Origin of the sequence: Rhizobium lentis, from assembly GCF_014200175.1 — a bacterium.
Classification (GTDB): domain Bacteria; phylum Pseudomonadota; class Alphaproteobacteria; order Rhizobiales; family Rhizobiaceae; genus Rhizobium; species Rhizobium mulingense.
Genome location: NZ_JACHBD010000001.1, coordinates 491,811 through 509,228, shown reverse-complemented (window position 1 = coordinate 509,228; position 17,418 = coordinate 491,811). Strand labels below are relative to the sequence as shown.

The 17,418-nt window shown below is 60.2% G+C and carries 16 protein-coding genes; 6 read left to right on the top strand and 10 right to left on the bottom strand.

The window, feature by feature from the left end:
- The first annotated feature begins 21 nt into the window (after positions 1 to 21).
- A complete protein-coding gene (gene ilvC, locus GGI60_RS02535; protein WP_183912867.1) occupies positions 22 to 1,041 on the top strand; it encodes a ketol-acid reductoisomerase in 1,020 nt (339 codons plus the stop codon).
- Between the two features lie 240 nt (positions 1,042 to 1,281).
- Here the strand turns inward: ilvC and GGI60_RS02530 are convergent, their stop codons facing one another.
- A complete protein-coding gene (locus GGI60_RS02530) occupies positions 1,282 to 2,208 on the bottom strand; it encodes an MYG1 family protein (RefSeq protein WP_183912869.1) in 927 nt (308 codons plus the stop codon).
- 227 nt (positions 2,209 to 2,435) lie between these two features.
- Here GGI60_RS02530 and GGI60_RS02525 point away from each other — a divergent pair, with 227 nt between their 5' ends.
- The gene (locus GGI60_RS02525) at positions 2,436 to 3,281 is read left to right on the top strand and encodes a glycosyltransferase family 25 protein (RefSeq protein ID WP_183912871.1); all 846 of its coding nucleotides are present in this window, start codon (positions 2,436 to 2,438) and stop codon (positions 3,279 to 3,281) included.
- On the opposite strand, the gene GGI60_RS02520 is transcribed toward GGI60_RS02525, so the two are convergent.
- On the bottom strand, positions 3,208 to 4,602 hold the full coding sequence (locus tag GGI60_RS02520) for a HAMP domain-containing sensor histidine kinase (protein WP_183912873.1): 1,395 nt from the start codon (positions 4,600 to 4,602) through the stop codon (positions 3,208 to 3,210). The genes GGI60_RS02525 and GGI60_RS02520 overlap by 74 nt on opposite strands.
- Positions 4,589 to 5,266, bottom strand: coding sequence for a winged helix-turn-helix domain-containing protein (locus GGI60_RS02515; protein ID WP_183912875.1), 678 nt, complete (start codon positions 5,264 to 5,266; stop codon positions 4,589 to 4,591). Before GGI60_RS02515 ends, GGI60_RS02520 begins: the two co-directional genes overlap by 14 nt.
- Before the next feature lie 303 nt (positions 5,267 to 5,569).
- Here GGI60_RS02515 and GGI60_RS02510 point away from each other — a divergent pair, with 303 nt between their 5' ends.
- The gene (locus GGI60_RS02510; RefSeq protein ID WP_183912878.1) at positions 5,570 to 6,631 is read left to right on the top strand and encodes a polysaccharide pyruvyl transferase family protein; all 1,062 of its coding nucleotides are present in this window, start codon (positions 5,570 to 5,572) and stop codon (positions 6,629 to 6,631) included.
- Between the two features lie 115 nt (positions 6,632 to 6,746).
- On the top strand, positions 6,747 to 8,048 hold the full coding sequence (locus GGI60_RS02505; protein ID WP_183912880.1) for a Coenzyme F420 hydrogenase/dehydrogenase, beta subunit C-terminal domain: 1,302 nt from the start codon (positions 6,747 to 6,749) through the stop codon (positions 8,046 to 8,048).
- Here the strand turns inward: GGI60_RS02505 and GGI60_RS02500 are convergent.
- Genes GGI60_RS02500 through GGI60_RS02490 form a run of 3 tightly spaced genes read right to left on the bottom strand, consistent with a single transcriptional unit; the run spans position 8,022 to position 10,726 of the window.
- Positions 8,022 to 8,993: a beta-xylosidase gene (locus GGI60_RS02500; protein WP_183912882.1), complete on the bottom strand. Its 972-nt coding sequence runs from the start codon at positions 8,991 to 8,993 to the stop codon at positions 8,022 to 8,024. The genes GGI60_RS02505 and GGI60_RS02500 overlap by 27 nt on opposite strands.
- Before the next feature lie 33 nt (positions 8,994 to 9,026).
- On the bottom strand, positions 9,027 to 9,626 hold the full coding sequence (locus tag GGI60_RS02495; RefSeq protein WP_183912884.1) for a histidine phosphatase family protein: 600 nt from the start codon (positions 9,624 to 9,626) through the stop codon (positions 9,027 to 9,029).
- Entirely contained in the window at positions 9,623 to 10,726 is a 1,104-nt protein-coding gene (locus GGI60_RS02490; protein ID WP_183912886.1) for an inositol-3-phosphate synthase, read from the bottom strand. Before GGI60_RS02490 ends, GGI60_RS02495 begins: the two co-directional genes overlap by 4 nt.
- A 142-nt stretch (positions 10,727 to 10,868) precedes the next feature.
- On the opposite strand from GGI60_RS02490, the gene GGI60_RS02485 reads away from it, so the two are divergent.
- Positions 10,869 to 12,617, top strand: a complete 1,749-nt coding sequence (locus GGI60_RS02485) for a hypothetical protein (RefSeq protein ID WP_183912888.1) — start codon at positions 10,869 to 10,871, stop codon at positions 12,615 to 12,617.
- A gap of 29 nt (positions 12,618 to 12,646) precedes the next feature.
- Here the strand turns inward: GGI60_RS02485 and GGI60_RS02480 are convergent, their stop codons facing one another.
- From GGI60_RS02480 to GGI60_RS02465, 4 genes are all read right to left on the bottom strand, one after another.
- Entirely contained in the window at positions 12,647 to 13,420 is a 774-nt protein-coding gene (locus tag GGI60_RS02480; RefSeq protein ID WP_281413987.1) for a TIGR04290 family methyltransferase, read from the bottom strand.
- The gene (locus tag GGI60_RS32730; protein WP_409527246.1) at positions 13,417 to 13,680 is read right to left on the bottom strand and encodes a DNA-directed RNA polymerase subunit alpha C-terminal domain-containing protein; all 264 of its coding nucleotides are present in this window, start codon (positions 13,678 to 13,680) and stop codon (positions 13,417 to 13,419) included. The genes GGI60_RS02480 and GGI60_RS32730 overlap by 4 nt, the downstream gene beginning before the upstream one ends.
- Positions 13,681 to 13,887: 207 nt before the next feature.
- Positions 13,888 to 14,475 (bottom strand): class I SAM-dependent DNA methyltransferase, encoded by a 588-nt coding sequence (locus GGI60_RS02470; RefSeq protein ID WP_183912894.1) that lies wholly within the window; start codon positions 14,473 to 14,475, stop codon positions 13,888 to 13,890.
- 73 nt (positions 14,476 to 14,548) lie between these two features.
- Positions 14,549 to 15,649 (bottom strand): branched-chain amino acid aminotransferase, encoded by a 1,101-nt coding sequence (locus tag GGI60_RS02465; protein WP_183912896.1) that lies wholly within the window; start codon positions 15,647 to 15,649, stop codon positions 14,549 to 14,551.
- Between the two features lie 315 nt (positions 15,650 to 15,964).
- On the opposite strand from GGI60_RS02465, the gene GGI60_RS02460 reads away from it, so the two are divergent.
- The gene (locus GGI60_RS02460; RefSeq protein WP_183912898.1) at positions 15,965 to 17,185 is read left to right on the top strand and encodes a PLP-dependent aminotransferase family protein; all 1,221 of its coding nucleotides are present in this window, start codon (positions 15,965 to 15,967) and stop codon (positions 17,183 to 17,185) included.
- Positions 17,186 to 17,418: the final 233 nt, after the last annotated feature.

Below are 17,418 nucleotides of genomic sequence, written 5' to 3'. Positions count from 1 at the left end.
GCACAAGGGAAGGAACTTCAAATGCGCGTCTATTACGATCGTGATGCCGATCTCAACCTCATCAAGGCCAAGAAGGTCGCCGTCATCGGCTACGGCTCGCAGGGCCGCGCCCATGCGCTGAACCTGAAGGACAGCGGCGCCCAGAACCTCGTTATCGCTCTCAAGGCCGGTTCGCCCACCGTCAAGAAGGCCGAAGCCGACGGCTTCAAGGTCATGACGGTTGCCGAAGCCGCCGGCTGGGCCGACCTGATGATGATGGCGACGCCGGACGAGCTGCAGGCCGACATCTACAAGGCCGATATCGCGCCGAACATCCGCGACGGTGCTGCGATCGCCTTCGCACACGGCCTCAACGTGCATTTCGGCCTGATCGAGCCGAAGGCTTCGGTCGACGTCGTCATGATCGCGCCGAAGGGCCCGGGCCACACGGTTCGCGGCGAATACCAGAAGGGCGGCGGCGTTCCCTGCCTCGTTGCCGTTCAACAGAACGCTTCCGGCAATGCGCTTGAGCTCGCTCTCTCCTACGCCTGCGGCGTTGGCGGCGGCCGTTCGGGCATCATCGAAACCAACTTCCGCGAAGAGTGCGAAACCGACCTCTTCGGCGAACAGGTCGTTCTCTGCGGCGGCCTCGTCGAGCTCATCCGCGCCGGTTTCGAAACGCTCACCGAAGCTGGCTATGCGCCTGAAATGGCCTATTTCGAGTGCCTGCACGAAGTGAAGCTGATCGTCGACCTGATCTATGAAGGCGGCATCGCCAACATGAACTACTCGATCTCCAACACGGCCGAGTGGGGCGAATACGTCACGGGCCCGCGCATCATCACCGAAGAAACCAAGGCCGAGATGAAGCGCGTCCTCAAGGACATCCAGACGGGTAAGTTCACCTCCGAATGGATGCAGGAATACCGCTCGGGTGCGGCCCGCTTCAAGGGCATCCGCCGCAACAATGACAGCCACCAGATCGAGGAAGTCGGCGCCAAGCTGCGCGGCATGATGCCCTGGATCGGCAAGAACAAGCTGGTCGACAAGAGCGTGAACTAAGCGACTTCGCTGATATTGAACGGAAGGCCGGGCTGAAAGCTCGGCCTTTCTTGCTTTGACAGGCCTCATTCTCAACTCGGCGCCATCCTCGGCCTTGTGCCGAGGATCTCCCGCCCAGTCGACCGGAGGCAGATGCTCGGGACAAGCTCGAGCAGGACGGAGGGTTGGTGGGCCGGCCTGCCAACAATCTCGGCAGGGTTGAAGGCTCCGGCATCTTCTGTTCAACGTCCCTGGCCGCGATCAGACCTTTCCGATAGAAACCGCCTCCTCGATCGCAAGCCCGGCCATGGCGAGGGCTGCCTCGCGGGTCCTGGCAGCGGCGATGAAGCGGCCGTTGTGGCAGAAGCTGGCGCCGGGTACGCCGCAGACGGCCTCCAGTTCGCCATTGGTCAGGCCGGCCCAGGCGGCGGGCAGATCGGCTCTCAGCTCGAAGCCTTCGTCGGCGCGCCGGATGCCGGTCACGCACCAATCCTTTTCGCGCGGGTGGACGACGAAGAGCAGGTGATCGGCGCCTGCCTTCACGATCGCGGGGCGGAAGGGCATGCCCAGCGGCAATTCGAGAACGCGGCCTTCACCGGAATAGCGGATTGCCTGCTGCACGATCGCTTCGGCTCGCAATTTCGCGGCGCTCTGGGCGATCTTTGCCTCGACGAAGCTGCTGGCGATGGCAAGCGCTGCATGGAAAGCGCGGTCGTCTGCCTCGGGGGCGCGGTCATCGAAGACCGGCTTCAGGGTTTCCAGCAGGGCGGGCAGGGTGAGACCGGCGAGCGGTCCGGAGGGGCTGAGCGCGCCATTATCCGTCAGATCGATCGGCAGGACGAAGCTCGCATCGAAGGAAGCATGGAGCTCGGCGATATTCTCTTCGGGAATACCCGCGGCGGCGAGATAATCATGGCCGTAATGCTTCCAGATCAGGCCAAAGGAACTCAAGGGCTGGCCATCGTCCCGCAGCGGCGCGCCGCGCTGATGGTGATCGAAAATCCCAGCTTCGGCGTCATAGGCGCCGCCGACATCATAGATGATGCGGTCTGGCCCGGGCGTGATCCATTCCGGTGCGCGGCTGCGGACGATGCGGGCCTGCGGGAACAGCCGGGTCAGGATGACGCTCGACAGCAGTTCGTCGGCATGGAAGCCACCGGAATGGGTGACGAGGAAATCTGGGATCATGAAGCCGTGGCCTTGTGGTTCGCGGAAGAGCCGCCTGAGTTTTGCCTGAGATAGCCGTTGCCGGAGACCATCTCAACCCATCATTCGCGCATCGAGGCACTGCCCGGATGCCTGCAATCGGCAAAAGGCGGGCGCGCTTTACGAATTTGTATAGTTCGGGCGAAGTCCCCGTGAGTTTTCGGGCGCAGCCTGGTGCCGTCGTCACATCCAAGTCGAGGCCAGCTCTCATGAACATGCGCGCCGCAACCGCCGCCATCGCCACGGCAGTCCATCCGGTCAGCCTGCGGATCAATACCTATCTCATCAATCTCGACCGGGCGGAACTTCGCCGGTTTCGCATGGAGCGCCTGCTGTCGGAGATCGGCATAGGCTTCGAGCGCGTGGCGGCCGTCGACGGCATCGGCATATCCCTGCCGCGCCGCGATTTCGACGGGCAATCCTATCTGCGCCGGCATGGCCGAAAGCCGAATCCTTTCGAGATCGGCTGCTATCTCAGCCATGTCGAGTGCGCGAGAAGGTTCCTCGCCGGCAACGGCGAATTTGCTCTCATTCTCGAAGACGATCTCGATTTCGATGACGACTTCGCCGAGGTGCTCGCCGCCGCGCTCGATCACTGCGAATCCTGGGATATCCTGCGGCTTTCGACGGTGAATTCGGGCCGCAAGCACAGGGTGGAGCCGCTGACGGCATCCCGTTCTCTGGCGATCGCGCTCACCCGCGAGAAGGGCTCGGGCGCTTATCTCATCAATCGCAAGGCTGCCGGCTGGATTGCCGATGGGCTGGTTCCGATGCGGCTGCCCTATGATCTCGCGCTCGATCTGGAATTCGACGAGGGGCTGCGGGCCTGCTTCGTCGATCCGGTTCCGGTCAGCCAGCGGGCCGATCGGCATTCCCAGATACAGGCAGGCCTCTCGACCTACCGCCTTGGCCGCCGCCGGCCTTGGAGCGTCCTGCCGTATCGCGCGGCGGCCGAGGTGCGCCGTTTCGCGGTGCGCTTCGTCAGGCTTGCGGCGCTGCGGATGCGGGGCTGGAATGAGGAGCCGGCAGCAGCGGGAAGACTATCGAAACGGTGAGGCCGGGATGGTTGTCGCCCATGGCGATCTCCGCCGAATGCAGGTCGGCGACCGCCCTGACCAGGCTGAGACCAAGGCCGCTTCCTTCAGTCGTCCGGCTCTTATCGAGGCGATAGAGACGCCGGAACACCTTTTCGCGCTCCTCGGCGGGAATGCCCGGCCCGCTGTCGGCGACCGCCAATATGGCGCGATTGTCCTGCCGCCGCAGCGACAGCGTGATCGCCGTCCCGGCGGGGCAGTGATTGATGGCGTTCTCCACCAGATTGGCGATCATCTGCGTCAGCAGATCGCGGTCGCCCCGGACGAGCGCGGCACAGCGCTCGGCGATTGACAGTGACTGGCCGGCGTCTTCGGCAACATCGGTATAGACCTCGGAAATGACGGCCAGCACATCGTCGATGTCGGTCTCCTGGAAACGCTCCTTGCGGGCCCCGGCCTCGATCTGCGAAATGCGCAGGAGTGCCGCGAAGGTCGTGTTGATCCGGTCGCTCTCGCATCTCGCCTCATCAAGAAGCGCCGAGACGTCGAGCTGCCGGTCGTTTCGCGCCACGGCAGCATCCAGCGTCAGACGCAACCTGTTGAGAGGCGTCTTGAGATCATGGGCGATATCGGCGCTGACCTGCCGCATGCTCTCGACCAATGTCTGCAGCCGTTCTAGAGCGGCATTGATCTGGATGGCCACCGTATCGAGATCGTCGCCGTTTCCGGTGATCGGAATGCGGGCCTGCAGCGCGCCGTGGGCGACGTCGTTCATGGTGTTGGCAACCCTGTCCAGTCTCGCCTGGGCGCGAAATGCCAGGAAGACGCCGCCGCCGATGGCGGTCGTCACGGCAATCGCGGCAGCCCATTCGAAGCTGACGAGGACGATCCTCAGCATTTCGTCGACATCGTTGAAATTTTCGGCGACCACCAGGGTATAGGGACCGATCGCCGAGACCTGCATGCGGTAGCGTTCGTGCCCCTTCAGCCCGACATCTCCCGAGGTTACGGTATAGACGCCATTCGGGATGCGGGGCGCGGCGAAATTGCCGGCCAGTTTGCGCCCGCCCGCATCCATCAGCGAGTAGAGCCCATCGGAGGTCGATTGGAAGCTCGCATAGTTGTCCAGCGCGTTGATCAGATCTTCGGTATCGTGCGGCTGGTAGGCCGAAGCGATCAGCGAATTCATCTCATGGAGCGATTGTTCCAGATCGCGGTCGAGGCCGGCGCGCAGCATGTGGTACATGATCGCACCGCTGAAGATGAAGGTGGCGACGAAGAGGACGCCGAAGGTGACGGCCAGCCGGAACGGCGTGCTCCGGCGCAGCTTAGCGAGGCGCATGCAGGCTGTATCCGGTGTTGCGGACTGTGTGCAGAAGCTGCGTTTCGAAGGGCTTGTCGACCTTTGCCCTCAGCCGGCTGATATGGGTCTCGACGACGCTGGTCTTCGGGTCGAAGTGAAAATCCCAGACCCGCTCCAGCAGCATCGTCTTGGTGATGACCCGGCCTTCGCCGCGCATCAGCACTTCGAGCAGGGTGAATTCGCGCGGCTGCAGCTCGATAATCTGCCCGGCGCGGCGGGCCTCGCGCCGGATGAGATCGAGCTCGAGATCGGCGACTTTCAGGACGGTCTTCTGCTCCTGCACTGGCGGCCGGCGGCCGAGGGCATTCACGCGGGCGAGAAGCTCGGAGAAGGCGAAGGGCTTGACCAGATAATCATCGCCGCCTGCTTCCAGCCCCTCGACGCGATCGTCCACGCCGCCGATCGAGGTCAGAAACAGCGCCGGCGTGCCGACCTTGGCGGCGCGCAGCGAGCGGACGATCGCAAGACCGTCGAGGCCCGGCAGCATGCGATCGACGACGATGACGTCATAGGCTTCCCGCTGCGCCTGAAAGAGGCTGTCGCGGCCATCGGCGAACACATCGCAGACATGGCCCGCCTCCGAAAAGCCCTTGGAGACGTAATCCGATGTCTTGGCATCGTCCTCGATAAGCAGGATTTTCATCAGCCTGATCGTTCCCGCAGCTGTGGAGGCCAATACCTAACCGACGGGATGCCGCGGCCACAACATACGGATTGGTAAGATTTGGCGCGGCCAGAGGAGCTGCGAGGAGCTCATGCTGCCGCCAGTCGAACACCGGCTGGGGTGGTGGTCACCTCAATCAGCGATGGCCGCGCTGCCCGCTCTATGCGAATTGCGGCTCAGCAAAACATCTGATCTTGAACTAGAAGGTGCTCTTTCGGTTTGTTGGGAACGTAACTTGAGTTGCTCGGTTAGTGGAAATAGTCGATCTACTTCAGGGGCCAAATGTCTAAGGTCGGAATTCTAACCTTTCATCGCTGTATAAACTACGGCTCCTATTGGCAGGCTCGCTGTTTGGCCGAAGGCCTCGCATCCATGGGTGTGGAGGCCGTGTTACTGGAACACATGTCCGATCGCGTAAACCGGGCGGAATGGCGATGCGCGTTGCAACCGCTGCTTCCTGCCGCAACGGTGACGGAAGATTACCCGCTCTACAAAGCGAAGATGCGGAAATTCTTTCAATCGTTCGCCCGCTTGCCTCTTTCACCGTCATTTCCGTTGGAGAACCCAGCCGCAATGGACGATTATTCGCTCATAGTCGTCGGCAGCGATGAGGTGTGGAACCTTCGCCATCCCTGGTACGGGGGCTATCCAGTGTTCTATGGAGACGGCCTGCGATGCCGGCGAATTGTCTCCTATGCCGCGACCTTTGGAAGTCTGGCCTCATCGGCGCGACTGGAGGGGTGGGCGGAAAAGCTGCGAAAGTTCTCTCATATTTCGGTCCGGGACCTGCATTCGGAGCGGATCATTCGCGAGACATTGGGACTGGAGCCCGAACTGGTTCTCGACCCGTGCCTGCAATTTCCGCTGACGATGAAGGCGAGCAGGGATGACGGGGAGGCGGCCTCCTATATAGCCGTCTACGGGCACAGTTTTCCCACATGGTTTCAGGATACCGTGCGCCGATGGGCAGGAGACCGTGACTATCCGCTTGTCAGCATCGGCTATCGGAACGACTGGGCCGACGAGCAATGGATTGATGCCGGCCCGGAGGACTTCGCCAGCTTCATTTCCGAAGCAAAGGCTGTCGTGACGAACTTTTTCCATGGATGCGTGTTCTCGCTTGTCAACGAGAAGCCGTTTGCATGTGTCTTCTCCGATTACCGCTCCAACAAGATTCGCGACCTGACGCGGCTCGTCCGAGCTGAACATCATGTTCTGACCGAAGATACGACCCTCTCGAATCTGGATGTTATCCTCGGCAACCCGCTCCCTCCGGGTATTTCGCAGCGGATATCTTCGCTGCGCGATACATCCAACGCCTATCTCAGCCATGCCTTGCAATAGCTCCGGTCAACAGAATCGGCTCACGCCGGGCATCGCTCCCAGCGATATTGCAGGCTCCGGTTTCTGCATCGGCTGCGGCTCCTGTGTCGCAAGGTCAGCGAGACCTGATGTGCACATGGAACTCGATCGGTACGGGCAGATGAAGCCGACCGGTCCGAAGACTTGGTTGCGGGGCCGCGATAAGGAGTTTGCCCGAATCTGCCCGTTTTCGCCGGTGGCTCGGGACGAGGACGAATTGGCGGCCGAGTATTTCTCCCGTGCGAAAAACCGAGACCCTCTTTTGGGGCGCTACGAAGCTGCTTTTGTCGGCCATGTCGAGGAAGGCGAATATCGTTCGAACGGCAGTTCCGGCGGCATGGTCACCTGGGTGGCGGCTGAACTGCTGCGCCTGGGGCTTGTCGACGGTGTCGCTCACGTCAAGGAGAGCGATGATCCGCGATCGGAAGGGCGCCTGTTTCACTACTCGCTGTCACGAAATCTGCAGGAGCTTCAGGCGGGCGCCAAATCTCGGTATTATCCGATCGAGCTTTCCGGAGTGCTTCAGTCCATGCGCGAGGCGCCCGGCCGGTATGCCGTGGTTGGCATTCCCTGTTTCATCAAGGCGGTGCGCCTGGCCTGTGCCGATGACCCAATATTGAAGGAGCGAATTGCCTTCACGCTTGGGTTGTTTTGCGGCCATATGAAAAGCGCACGCATGGCCGAGAGCTTCGCATGGCAGATGGGGCAGGACATCGGGAAGGTTAAGCGGCTCGACTACAGGAAGAAAGCCCAGGATCGGCCTGCGAACTGGTATCGGGCTGAGCTGACACTCGAAAACGGAGAGAGGTGTGCCCAGGACTGGTGGCATCTGGTCGATGGGGACTGGGGTGCCGGCTTTTTTCAGAACTCCGCCTGCAATTTCTGCGATGACGTCGTTGCAGAAACGGCGGATATCGCTTTCGGCGATGCCTGGAAGGAGCCCTACTCCTCTGATGGAAGAGGAACGAACGTTGTGATCGTCCGCTCAACAATACTTCTGGATGCGATCCATGCGGGGATCGATCAGAAGAGGATCGTACTCTCTCATGTCAATTCCGACTTTGTAATAGCCACCCAGGCCGCCGGATTCCGCCAGCGTCGCGAGGGTCTCGCATTCCGGCTGACCTGGCCTCGTATGGGCATGCGCCCGCGAAAACGCGTCCATGCCTGCCGCCAGGGTCTGTCTCGTCAGCGCATGGCGGTTTATATCATGCGCTATTGGATCAGCTTCTGGAGTCATCGCGTCTTTTCAATGGCCGTTTTCTTGCGTAGCCCCAGACTTTACATTGTGTGGGCTCGTGCTGCCTTGGCATGCTATCAGGGGGTCGCTTATTCCCGAGGACCGATCGGGCGGATAGCCCAGAGCCTGGGTTTAGCCGGCTCCGAGGGACGCACGTGATTCAAGCCCCAGTAGCCGGGCTGACTTGGCACCGCGCGACACATATCCACTGTCCTGTCGCGGTGCGTAACGTTCGACCATTTCTTCGCAGAACCCGGCGAATTCTTCAGGCACCAGGGGCGCGCTGGTATGGTGCGGCGCAATACCTCTATGCTCCGGCGTAAAGCAGAATGTCACCGTTACGTCGAAGTCTTCAAGAGCCCGCATCTGTCGGTCGAACCAATCGAGGGCGTTGAGCCGAAATCGGTCCGCCCAGGAAAGCCCGGTGCGCACAGATTTCACGCCCAAACGCCTCATCCAGGCAGCGGCCTCATCCAGCCGCGGGTCTTCGAAGTGGAACCATTGCACCAGCCCCAAATCCGGGGTGTGCTTGGCAAACTCCTCAAGCGCCGGTTTTGGCGTTCCGTCTTCGCGCAGAATGCCCATATAGTAGTGCCGATAGTAGGAGGAGCCTTCGGCTTCGCGATGACGCGTTGTTGCCTCCCATGATCGGGGAAGGTCGTAGAGGCTGTACCATTGGCAGCGCTCGACTTTACCCTTGAGCAATTCGGCAGTTCGTTGCAGACCCCACAGCTGCACTTCCTCCGCACCGAAGGTCGAGACACCCACTTCGCTGACCCAGATCGGCAGATCGGTGACAGCGCGTATTTCGTTGATCTTCTCCGGCCACTCATGAATTTGCCAGAGGTTCCAGTCGAGCGGGAAACCATGCAACGCGACCGCGTCCAGGTGATCGAGCACGCCGTAATTCTTCATGCGGCTGATGAAGAAGGGGTCGATTGGCGATATACCGCCGAGCACCTTCGTCAGTTCCGGATTCTTGGCTGCGATGGCGTCGGCAGCGAGGATCGCCATTTGCGCAAACAGGCTCCATTCAGGATCGATCTCAGGATCCCAGTGCGATTTGTTGTTCGGCTCGTTCCAGATCATTGCAGCTTCGATCATCTGACTTCCCCGTGGCAGGAATTAACGGACGGGCTAAAAGGTCACTTCGTTGAGCGTCATCACTTTTGCACCCCAGTCGCCAATCACAACCGTCGTGACGGAGGCAGGTGCAATATCAAATCTAGGCCAAGCATCGATCGGCAGTCCCAGAACATGACTCACAGCCGCCTTAATGACATCGGCATGAGACACCAGGGCTATCCGCCGATCGTTACCGCCGCTGGCCAAAGTCTCCATAAGGCCGAAAATCCGAGTTTGGACGTCCAGCATTGTCTCGCCTCCCGGCGTGCGGGTGAGGCTGCGTGTGGTGTTCCAGCGGCGCCAGCGGGGATCGTCATTGAGAACTTCGAACGTCTTACCGGACCAGTCGCCGAAGTTCACCTCGTCCAAAGCCGCGTCTGTTTGCGGCAGAGCCAGACCGCAGGCTGATGCGATACCTTCTGCCGTCTCCAGTGTTCGTTCGCGCGGGCTGGTGTAGATTGCATCGATGTCCCCGCGGCGCAGCCTCTGCCCAAGACGCTGAACTTGCGCGCGACCGGCTTCGCCAAGCGTAATGCCAGCTGCACGGCCCGCCAGAAAATTCCCGACATTGTCGTGCGCGGCGTGGCGGACAAGGAAGTACGTTGCCGTCATTCCGCGGCTCCGCGCAGAACATCTTCCTGGTCATCGATGAAATTCTGCGTTCGACGGCGGGCCTCGTGATCGGTGAATTGTTGCGGCGGCGATTTCATGAAATAGCTTGACGGCCCTGTCAGGGCTCCGCCCAAGCCTCGGTCGAGGGCCAGTTTCGCGCAGCGTATTGCATCGATGACCACACCGGCGGAATTGGGGGAGTCCCACACCTCAAGCTTGAGCTCTGCATTGAGCGGCACGCCTCCGAAAGTCGTGCCCTCGAGACGAATATAGGCCCATTTCCGATCGGTGAGCCACGGGACGTGGTCACTTGGCCCGACATGGACATCGTCTGGAGGAAGCGGAATATCCAATTGGCTGGTGACCGACTGGGTCTTGGAGACTTTCTTTGATTCCAGCCGCTCGCGCTCCAGCATATTGAGAAAATCGGTGTTTCCGCCAAAATTGAGCTGATAGGTGCGATCCACATGGACGCCCCGTTCGCGGAAAAGATTGACGAGCATTCTGTGGACGATCGTTGCCCCCACCTGGCTTTTGATATCGTCGCCGATGAGCGGCAGCTTTCGGGCAGCGAACTTCTGCTGCCAATCCGGTTTGGAGGCAATGAATACCGGAATGCAGTTGATAAAGGCGCAACCTGCCGCCAGCGCCTGCTCGGCATACCATTTCGTTGCTTCTTCCGAGCCGACGGGAAGATAGGAAACCAGCACTTCCGTCCGGGTTTGCCTAAGGATTTCCGCCACATCAACGGAAGGCGCCGTGGATTCCTCGATTCGATCTCGAAGGTACTTGCCTATCCCATCCATCGTCCGGCCGCGTTTCACCTCGACCCCAGTCGGAGCGACATCTGCGAAACGTTGGGTGTTGTTTGGCTCGGCGTAAATCGCTTCCGCGACATCACGCCCAACCTTTGAAGCCGCGACATCGAAGGCAGAAGATATCTCAATATCGTGGACGTGGTATCCACCGAGATCGATGTGCATCAGGCCTGGAACCGGCTCGTTTTCCCGGGCGTTCTTGTAGTAGGTAACTCCTTGCACCAATGACGAGGCGCAATTGCCAACTCCCACCAGTCCAACGCGAATGGATTTAGAACGCATGGCTCCCTCCAGGGGCTGCTTGCTGGGGCATCTACAAAGCTAACAAGCGGGAACCGCAGGGGTTCCCGGGTTTTCGAATTTTTCGATCACGTCTGACGATCTCCAATTCGAGCAGGAATTGCGGCAAGGAAGGAGGACCCGAATGCTTGTCTATGGTGATGTCGAGCACATCGAGAGCGCGGCAGCAGTGCGCGCATCCATTTTAAGACTGATGATGGCCTGCGCCGAAATGGAGCCAAGCCGTGAGCGCCACGAAACCCTGGTTCGAGCCTTCATCCTGACTGGAGAACTAGTCCAGGGATTAGCCGATCAGGAATTCGCAAGCAAAGGCGCGGACGATCTGTCCGAGCTTCAGGACGCAGGCGCGAAATTTCTGCTCATGCAATCACGCGCGATCATGCACTCTTGGCGAAATGGATTTGCCGGGATTTTGTCCTTCCAGGAGGATTGGGCAGCCGAACTCGAGTCTCTAGACAGCGCCGATCCGGTGCGGATGAAGCGTGCAGAGGGTTACGCCTTTTATGCCTTGTATCCCGAGAGCTATATCGAGGCGGCTTCGATCTCAAATCTAACGCCTAAAACGGTCGTCATAGGCATACGCAGCATCGGGACCGGGCTTGCGGCTCTGGTTTCCGCAGCCTTGGGTGCCGAGCCTGCCTATTCGGTACGGCCAACTGGTCACCCCTTCGAGCGGCAGCTACAGGTCACAGCGGCTCTTTCCAGGCGCATTCTTGCGGATCCTGAAACCGATTTTGCCATCGTCGATGAAGGACCAGGGCTGTCGGGGAGTTCATTCGGCTGCGTCGGGGACTGGCTGCAGGCTAACGGTGTAGCATCTGGTCGGCTTCATTTCTTCCCGAGCCACGCAGGTGAACCAGGCCCGCATGCAAGCGAGCCACACCGGACCCGTTGGCGAGACCGGCCACGGCATGTTGTCAGCTTCGACGATTTTACCAGCAAGGCCGAGGACCCAAGACATCGTCTGCATACATGGGCGGCCGACGTTGTCGGAGTGGCGAGATCCTCTTGGCGGGACCTGTCAGGCGGCGCATGGCGTTCTGTTCGCTATCGCGATCCGTCAGCTTGGCCGCCGAGCTTTATGCAGATGGAAAAACGCAAATTCCTGATGGAAGCCGAAGGCGGGGCATGGCATGTCAAGTTTGCCGGCCTTTGCGGCAGCGACGCGGAGAAGGCAAGACGAGGTTCGTTGCTGAGCGAAGCTGGCTTCATTCCCAAGATTGCCGGCACGTGTTACGGCTTTATCGTCGAGGAATGGCTGGAGGGAGTACCCCTCGTCAATAGCGGTCCAACCCGGCACCACATCGTGGATCACCTCGGACGTTACCTCGGTTTTCGTGCCCGTCACCTCCCGGCACTAAACGGCGGCGCGTCGATACAGACACTTTCCGAAATGGCTGTTTTCAATGTCGTGGAAGCGGCAGGACCGGATACAGCAGCGAAATTGAGGCGCGTGATAGACACGCCCGACCGCCTGTCTGGACGATTGCGACGTGTCGATACGGACAACCGGCTTCACCCATGGGAATGGCTGACTACCACGGCCGGGCGCATCATGAAGACGGATGCGCTCGACCACAATGCGGCCCACGATCTGATTGGGTGTCAGGACATCGCCTGGGACGTCGCGGGTGCATGCGTGGAATTCCAACTCTCGAGCGAGGAGCGCGAGCATCTCGCCAATCTCGTCGGTCGAGAAGCGGATTGTGATTTGCGCGACGATGTACTCAGGTTTTTCGAGGCATGTTATCTTGGTTTCCAGATCGGTCTATGGTCGCAGGCGAAAGCCAGCGCCGATTGCGCCGAGACGGAGCGCATCGGAAGCACCGTAAAGCGTTACCTGGACCGCTTGGCGGAATTGGTTGGACCCTGACTGCTGAAGTGGGGTGGAGGGAAATTTGATCAGCCAAGCATCGGGGGTGCTTCCGCCATCGGGTGGCGGGTTCCACGTTCCACCAGATAAACTTCGCGTTCGGGATTGGCACGAATGACAAACCCGGCGCTTCTCAGCATTGCTTCGACGGCCGCCTTGTTCGGAATGAACCAGTTGGTGGGATCGCCAGCGTACCGCTCTTCCACGAAATAAACCTTGGGAAAGCCGCGCTGCTCAAAAATCGCCGCGTCGAAGAAGTCGTAATTTTCGCTGAGCTCGGCGACTTCCTCTTCCCCCCGCTGCATGCATTGAAACAGCATCTTTTCGCCGACGACATGCTCATGCAAAAGGTCGAGCGCCAGTAGCGGATGCCGCAGGTGATAAAGAACACCCATGAAAAGGACCAGATCAAATCTCTCCTTCAGTTTTTCCACCTCGTAGACCGACATCAGCTTGAATTCGATATCCTCACCTATCTGTCTGGCTGCGAACTCGGCTTGCCTGAGATAACGGGGGTCAGAGTCGATTCCGACGACCCGCCCGGCCTTTCTTCTTTTCATTTCAAGCGAGTAGAACCCAGCGTTGCAGCCGATGTCCAGCACGCTGCAGCCGCGGAGATCTTCAGGCACCACCTGCTGAAAGTGGGCCCATTTGAAGGACGGATAGTCGCCAAGGAAATGATCCGGCGCGGTTTGAACGCCGTTAATTCGCAGATTGTGAAACCATGGCCCCAAGGCTGCGATGTCGCTTTCCAGACGAGCCTTCTCGTTCATTCCCAACTCCAATCCGCAAGCGTCGGTCATTGTTTCGAACGCGTCGCCGAGATGTGTGCTCGGTTGCGTTTGAATTTTCTGATCGCCGACCGTATCTGCTCGACGGATCTGGGGCCAATCCCGGGGAGCTGGAGGAGGTCGGCATTCTTCATGTCTGCCAATTGGCTCATCCGATGGATTCCACTTCTGGCGAGAGAACGGGCGATCCATCCAGGGAGACAGGTGGTCAGCAGGAGATCTTCGGTATCTCCCCCACCAATCTTCGTCCGCTTTTGAGATACCTGCGGCATGTTCAGCTTTAGCCGGCTTCGTCAGATTGTGATCGAACCCTCTCGATGGTTTTCTGTTCCCGTTGAAGAAAAAAATCGGAAACGACCGCTGCCGCAGTCGACAATAGAAATAATTCTGTCACGGATCGAATCCTTCGTCCGCGAAGTGCTTCCGGACGATGCGCGCTTCGCGGTTTGGCAGCCTATGGGCCGAACTGAGCGCGACCTTTATCGTTGCGCACTGACGATCAGCCAGCGCGTTGGCTTGCCGTCATATCCCGTGCCTTCGCTTTCCTCGATGGCGATGTTACGCCAGCCGCCCGCCGACAGAAGCGCCGACAGCCAATCGGCGGAGGGGTAGTTGTAGTAGCGCCCGAAACCGTCACGACCTTCGGCTTCTCCCGCCTTGAAGCTTGCGTGGAGGATGCCGTCGGTTCTCAGCGCATTATGGATACGGGCGAAGACGTCGGCGAGCTCGGATCTCGGAACATGGAGCAGGCTCGCATGCGCCCAGACGCCGCCGTAGGCGTTTTCGGCGTCGAGCTGCTGGAACAGCATGACCCTGACAGGCCTGCCGATCAGCATCTCCGCCTGTCTTGCAAGCTCGGGGGAGCCGTCGGTCGGTGTCACGTCGAAGCCTTGCGACAACATGTAGGCGCTGTCCTGCCCGCCGCCGCAGCCGAGTTCGAGGATTGCGGCACCTGGTGCAAGCCGCGCGAGGAAGGCATCGAGCTGTTGCTTTGGCAGGCTGCGCGCCCGGCTTGCATAAACCTCGGCGTTTTCGTCGTAGAAGGTGGAGGTGCTGTCACTGTGCATGCGGAGCGGCCGATCCCGAAAGTCGGTTTGATTGAAGGTGGCTTTCCGAAGGCGGGTCGGCGCACGATCGAGTTCAGGCTGGGATGAGGCGCGTCCAACCGTGCTCATCGTTCGTTACGCCCTTCTGCAGGCTGACGAGCTGCTGGCGCAGTTCGCTGGTCAGCTTGCCGGTCTGTCCGTCACCGACCAGAAACTCACCGCCGGCATGTCGGACCAGGCCGATGCCCGCCAGGACTGCGGCAGTGCCGCAAGCGAACGCTTCGGCGAGCCTGCCACTGGCAGCGTCGTCTTGCCATTCCGTAAACGAGTAGGGGCGCTGCTCGACCCGCAAGCCTCTTTCTTCGGCGAGCACGATCACGGAAGCCCGGGTGATGCCAGGCAGGATCGTGCCGCCAAGCGGTGGGGTCACCACCGATCCATCGTTCATCACGAAGAAGACGTTCATGCCGCCGAGTTCTTCGACCCAGCGATGCTCTGCGGCATCAAGGAAGACGACCTGATCGCAACCCTTCTTCGTCGCCTCGGCTTGCGCCACGAGGCTGGCTGCGTAGTTTCCGCCGCATTTTGCAGCACCGGTGCCGCCGCTGGCTGCACGGGTGTATTCGGTCTCGACCCAAAGAGAGACGGCCTTAGCGCCGCCCTTGAAATAGGCGCCGACCGGAGAGGCAATGATGCAAAAGACATATTCCTGCGCCGGACGAACGCCGAGAAACGCCTCGTTGGCGAACATGAAGGGGCGCAGGTAGAGGCTGGCGTCGCCTGAGGGTATCCAGGCCTTGTCGACACGGACCAGCTCTTCGACCGCCTTCAGGAAGAGTTCTTCCGGCACGGGAGGCATTGCCATGCGGGTCGCCGACTGCGCGAAGCGGCGTGCGTTCTCTTCAGGCCGAAAGAGCAGAATTCGGCCATCGTCCGCCTTGTAGGCTTTCATGCCCTCGAAGATTTCCTGCGCGTAGTGCAGCACGGCGCTCGCCGGATCGAGTTCCAAGGGCCGCCTGGGCGTAACCTTCGCGTCGTGCCAGCCCTTGTCGGCAGTCCATCGTGCCAAGACCATGTGATCCGTGAAGAGCTTGCCGAAGCCGGGCGTCTCCAGCGCCTGGATACGTTCGGCGTCCGGGACGGGAGATTTGTGGAGTTCGATTTTGATTTCAGGAGAGGCCGACGTCACGGTCATTGCTGCACCTTGATAGTAAATTGAAGAGTGGCGGCGACACTACCGCCGCCGAGCCGGTCTTGGAAAGGTCTGAATCAGCCGGTTTCGGCTTTGACCGGAGGAATAATCGCTTGATGTGGCTGCTGTCGAGCGGCAAATCCGGGACCGGGCGGCTTCGATGTCGGATGGCGCCAATATTAAGGAATATCCGGAACATCCAAAGCTCTGGAATATAAGATCTCCGACATGTCACCATGACAAGAAAATAGGTCAGCATTATTGACATAATTTCCATCGCATGGTTTGTCGGGGATCTAGAAAATATGAGGAAACCCCATGCTGAACTGGGACACCATGTTCGCATCGCGCTCGTCGCGCATGCGCGCATCCGAAATCCGCGAGCTCCTGAAGCTTCTCGACCGGCCCGACATCATCTCCTTTGCCGGCGGCATTCCGGATCCGGCGCTGTTTCCGGATCAGGAATTCAAGCAGGCCTACGCCGACATCTTCGCCGGTCCTGCCGTCAATTCGGCGCTGCAATATTCGGTCAGCGAAGGCTACAAGCCATTGCGCGAATGGCTGGCCAAGCAGGTGGCGGCCCTCGGCATTCCCTGCGAACTCGACAATGTCTTCATCGTCTCCGGCTCGCAGCAGGGGCTCGATTATCTCGGCAAGCTGTTCCTGTCTGCGAACGACACCGCGCTGGTGACCTGGCCGACCTATCTCGGAGCGCTGCAGGCCTTCAACGCTTATGAGCCGGCCTATGACCAGCTGACGCCAGGCGGCAACCGGACGCCGGAATCCTATCGCGCGGCGGCAGCCGCCGCCGGCGGCAGGGTGAGGTTTGCCTATCTCTCCGCCGATTTCTCCAATCCGACCGGTGAAACGGTCGATCTCGCCGGCCGCAAGCGGGTGCTGGCGCTTGCCGAAGAACTCGATATCGCCGTCATCGAGGACGCCGCCTATCAGTCGCTGCGCTACGACGGCGAACCGATCCCGCCGATCCTGGCGCTGGAGATTGCCGAGAAGGGCCATATCAACGACACGCGCACGATCTATTGCGGCAGCTTCTCCAAGACGCTGGCGCCCGGCCTGCGCGTCGGCTTCGTCGTCGCCAATGCGCCGGTTATCCGCAAGCTGGTGCTGATGAAGCAGGCGGCCGACCTGCATTCCTCGACGATCAACCAGATCGCGATCAGCCGTGTTGCCGAGCGTGGATTTGATGCGCAGGTCGCCAAGATCAAGGCCGCCTACAGCCATCGGCGCAACTGCATGCTGGTGGCGCTTGAGAAATATATGCCCAAGGGCACCAGCTGGACGAAGCCGGAAGGCGGCATGTTCATCTGGATCACGTTGCCGGAGGGCATGGATGGCGCCAAGCTCCTGGCGAAATCGCTCGAAACCGCCAAGGTCGCCTTCGTGCCCGGCAAGGCCTTCTTCGCCGACGGCTCCGGCGCCAACACCTTCCGCCTCAGTTTCTCGTGCGCCAACGAGCAGATGATCGAGGATGGGATCGGCCGCTTGGGCAAGCTGATCGCTGACGAGATCGGCGGGTGAGCTGGAGCAGGTGAGGGAAGGGGCGAGAATTAGCCACATCCCCCTTCTCCCCCACGGTGAGAAGATGCCGGCAGGCAGATGAGGGCTGAGCGACGAGAGGAGCGAGTGCGCTGAGCGTAAGCGAAGTGCAATGAACGTCGTGCCCGCAGCCCCCTCATCCGACCCTCGGGCCACCTTCTCCCCGCTGGGGAGAGGACAGGAGCAAGCCGCTTGCTCCCGTTTTCACAACAGAA

What these genes read in the sequence shown, in the direction of transcription:
- GGI60_RS02460 (WP_183912898.1), top strand. Translation starts at nt 15,965, where the DNA reads ATGCTGAACTGGGACACCATGTTCGCATCGCGCTCGTCGCGCATGCGC.
- GGI60_RS32730 (WP_409527246.1), bottom strand. Translation starts at nt 13,680, where the DNA reads ATGCCGCAGGTATCTCAAAAGCGGACGAAGATTGGTGGGGGAGATACC.
- ilvC (WP_183912867.1), top strand. Translation starts at nt 22, where the DNA reads ATGCGCGTCTATTACGATCGTGATGCCGATCTCAACCTCATCAAGGCC.
- GGI60_RS02495 (WP_183912884.1), bottom strand. Translation starts at nt 9,626, where the DNA reads ATGACGGCAACGTACTTCCTTGTCCGCCACGCCGCGCACGACAATGTC.
- GGI60_RS02530 (WP_183912869.1), bottom strand. Translation starts at nt 2,208, where the DNA reads ATGATCCCAGATTTCCTCGTCACCCATTCCGGTGGCTTCCATGCCGAC.
- GGI60_RS02515 (WP_183912875.1), bottom strand. Translation starts at nt 5,266, where the DNA reads ATGAAAATCCTGCTTATCGAGGACGATGCCAAGACATCGGATTACGTC.
- GGI60_RS02500 (WP_183912882.1), bottom strand. Translation starts at nt 8,993, where the DNA reads ATGATCGAAGCTGCAATGATCTGGAACGAGCCGAACAACAAATCGCAC.
- GGI60_RS02505 (WP_183912880.1), top strand. Translation starts at nt 6,747, where the DNA reads ATGGAACTCGATCGGTACGGGCAGATGAAGCCGACCGGTCCGAAGACT.
- GGI60_RS02480 (WP_281413987.1), bottom strand. Translation starts at nt 13,420, where the DNA reads ATGACCGACGCTTGCGGATTGGAGTTGGGAATGAACGAGAAGGCTCGT.
- GGI60_RS02485 (WP_183912888.1), top strand. Translation starts at nt 10,869, where the DNA reads ATGCTTGTCTATGGTGATGTCGAGCACATCGAGAGCGCGGCAGCAGTG.
- GGI60_RS02525 (WP_183912871.1), top strand. Translation starts at nt 2,436, where the DNA reads ATGAACATGCGCGCCGCAACCGCCGCCATCGCCACGGCAGTCCATCCG.
- GGI60_RS02490 (WP_183912886.1), bottom strand. Translation starts at nt 10,726, where the DNA reads ATGCGTTCTAAATCCATTCGCGTTGGACTGGTGGGAGTTGGCAATTGC.
- GGI60_RS02465 (WP_183912896.1), bottom strand. Translation starts at nt 15,649, where the DNA reads ATGACCGTGACGTCGGCCTCTCCTGAAATCAAAATCGAACTCCACAAA.
- GGI60_RS02520 (WP_183912873.1), bottom strand. Translation starts at nt 4,602, where the DNA reads ATGCGCCTCGCTAAGCTGCGCCGGAGCACGCCGTTCCGGCTGGCCGTC.
- GGI60_RS02470 (WP_183912894.1), bottom strand. Translation starts at nt 14,475, where the DNA reads ATGCACAGTGACAGCACCTCCACCTTCTACGACGAAAACGCCGAGGTT.
- GGI60_RS02510 (WP_183912878.1), top strand. Translation starts at nt 5,570, where the DNA reads ATGTCTAAGGTCGGAATTCTAACCTTTCATCGCTGTATAAACTACGGC.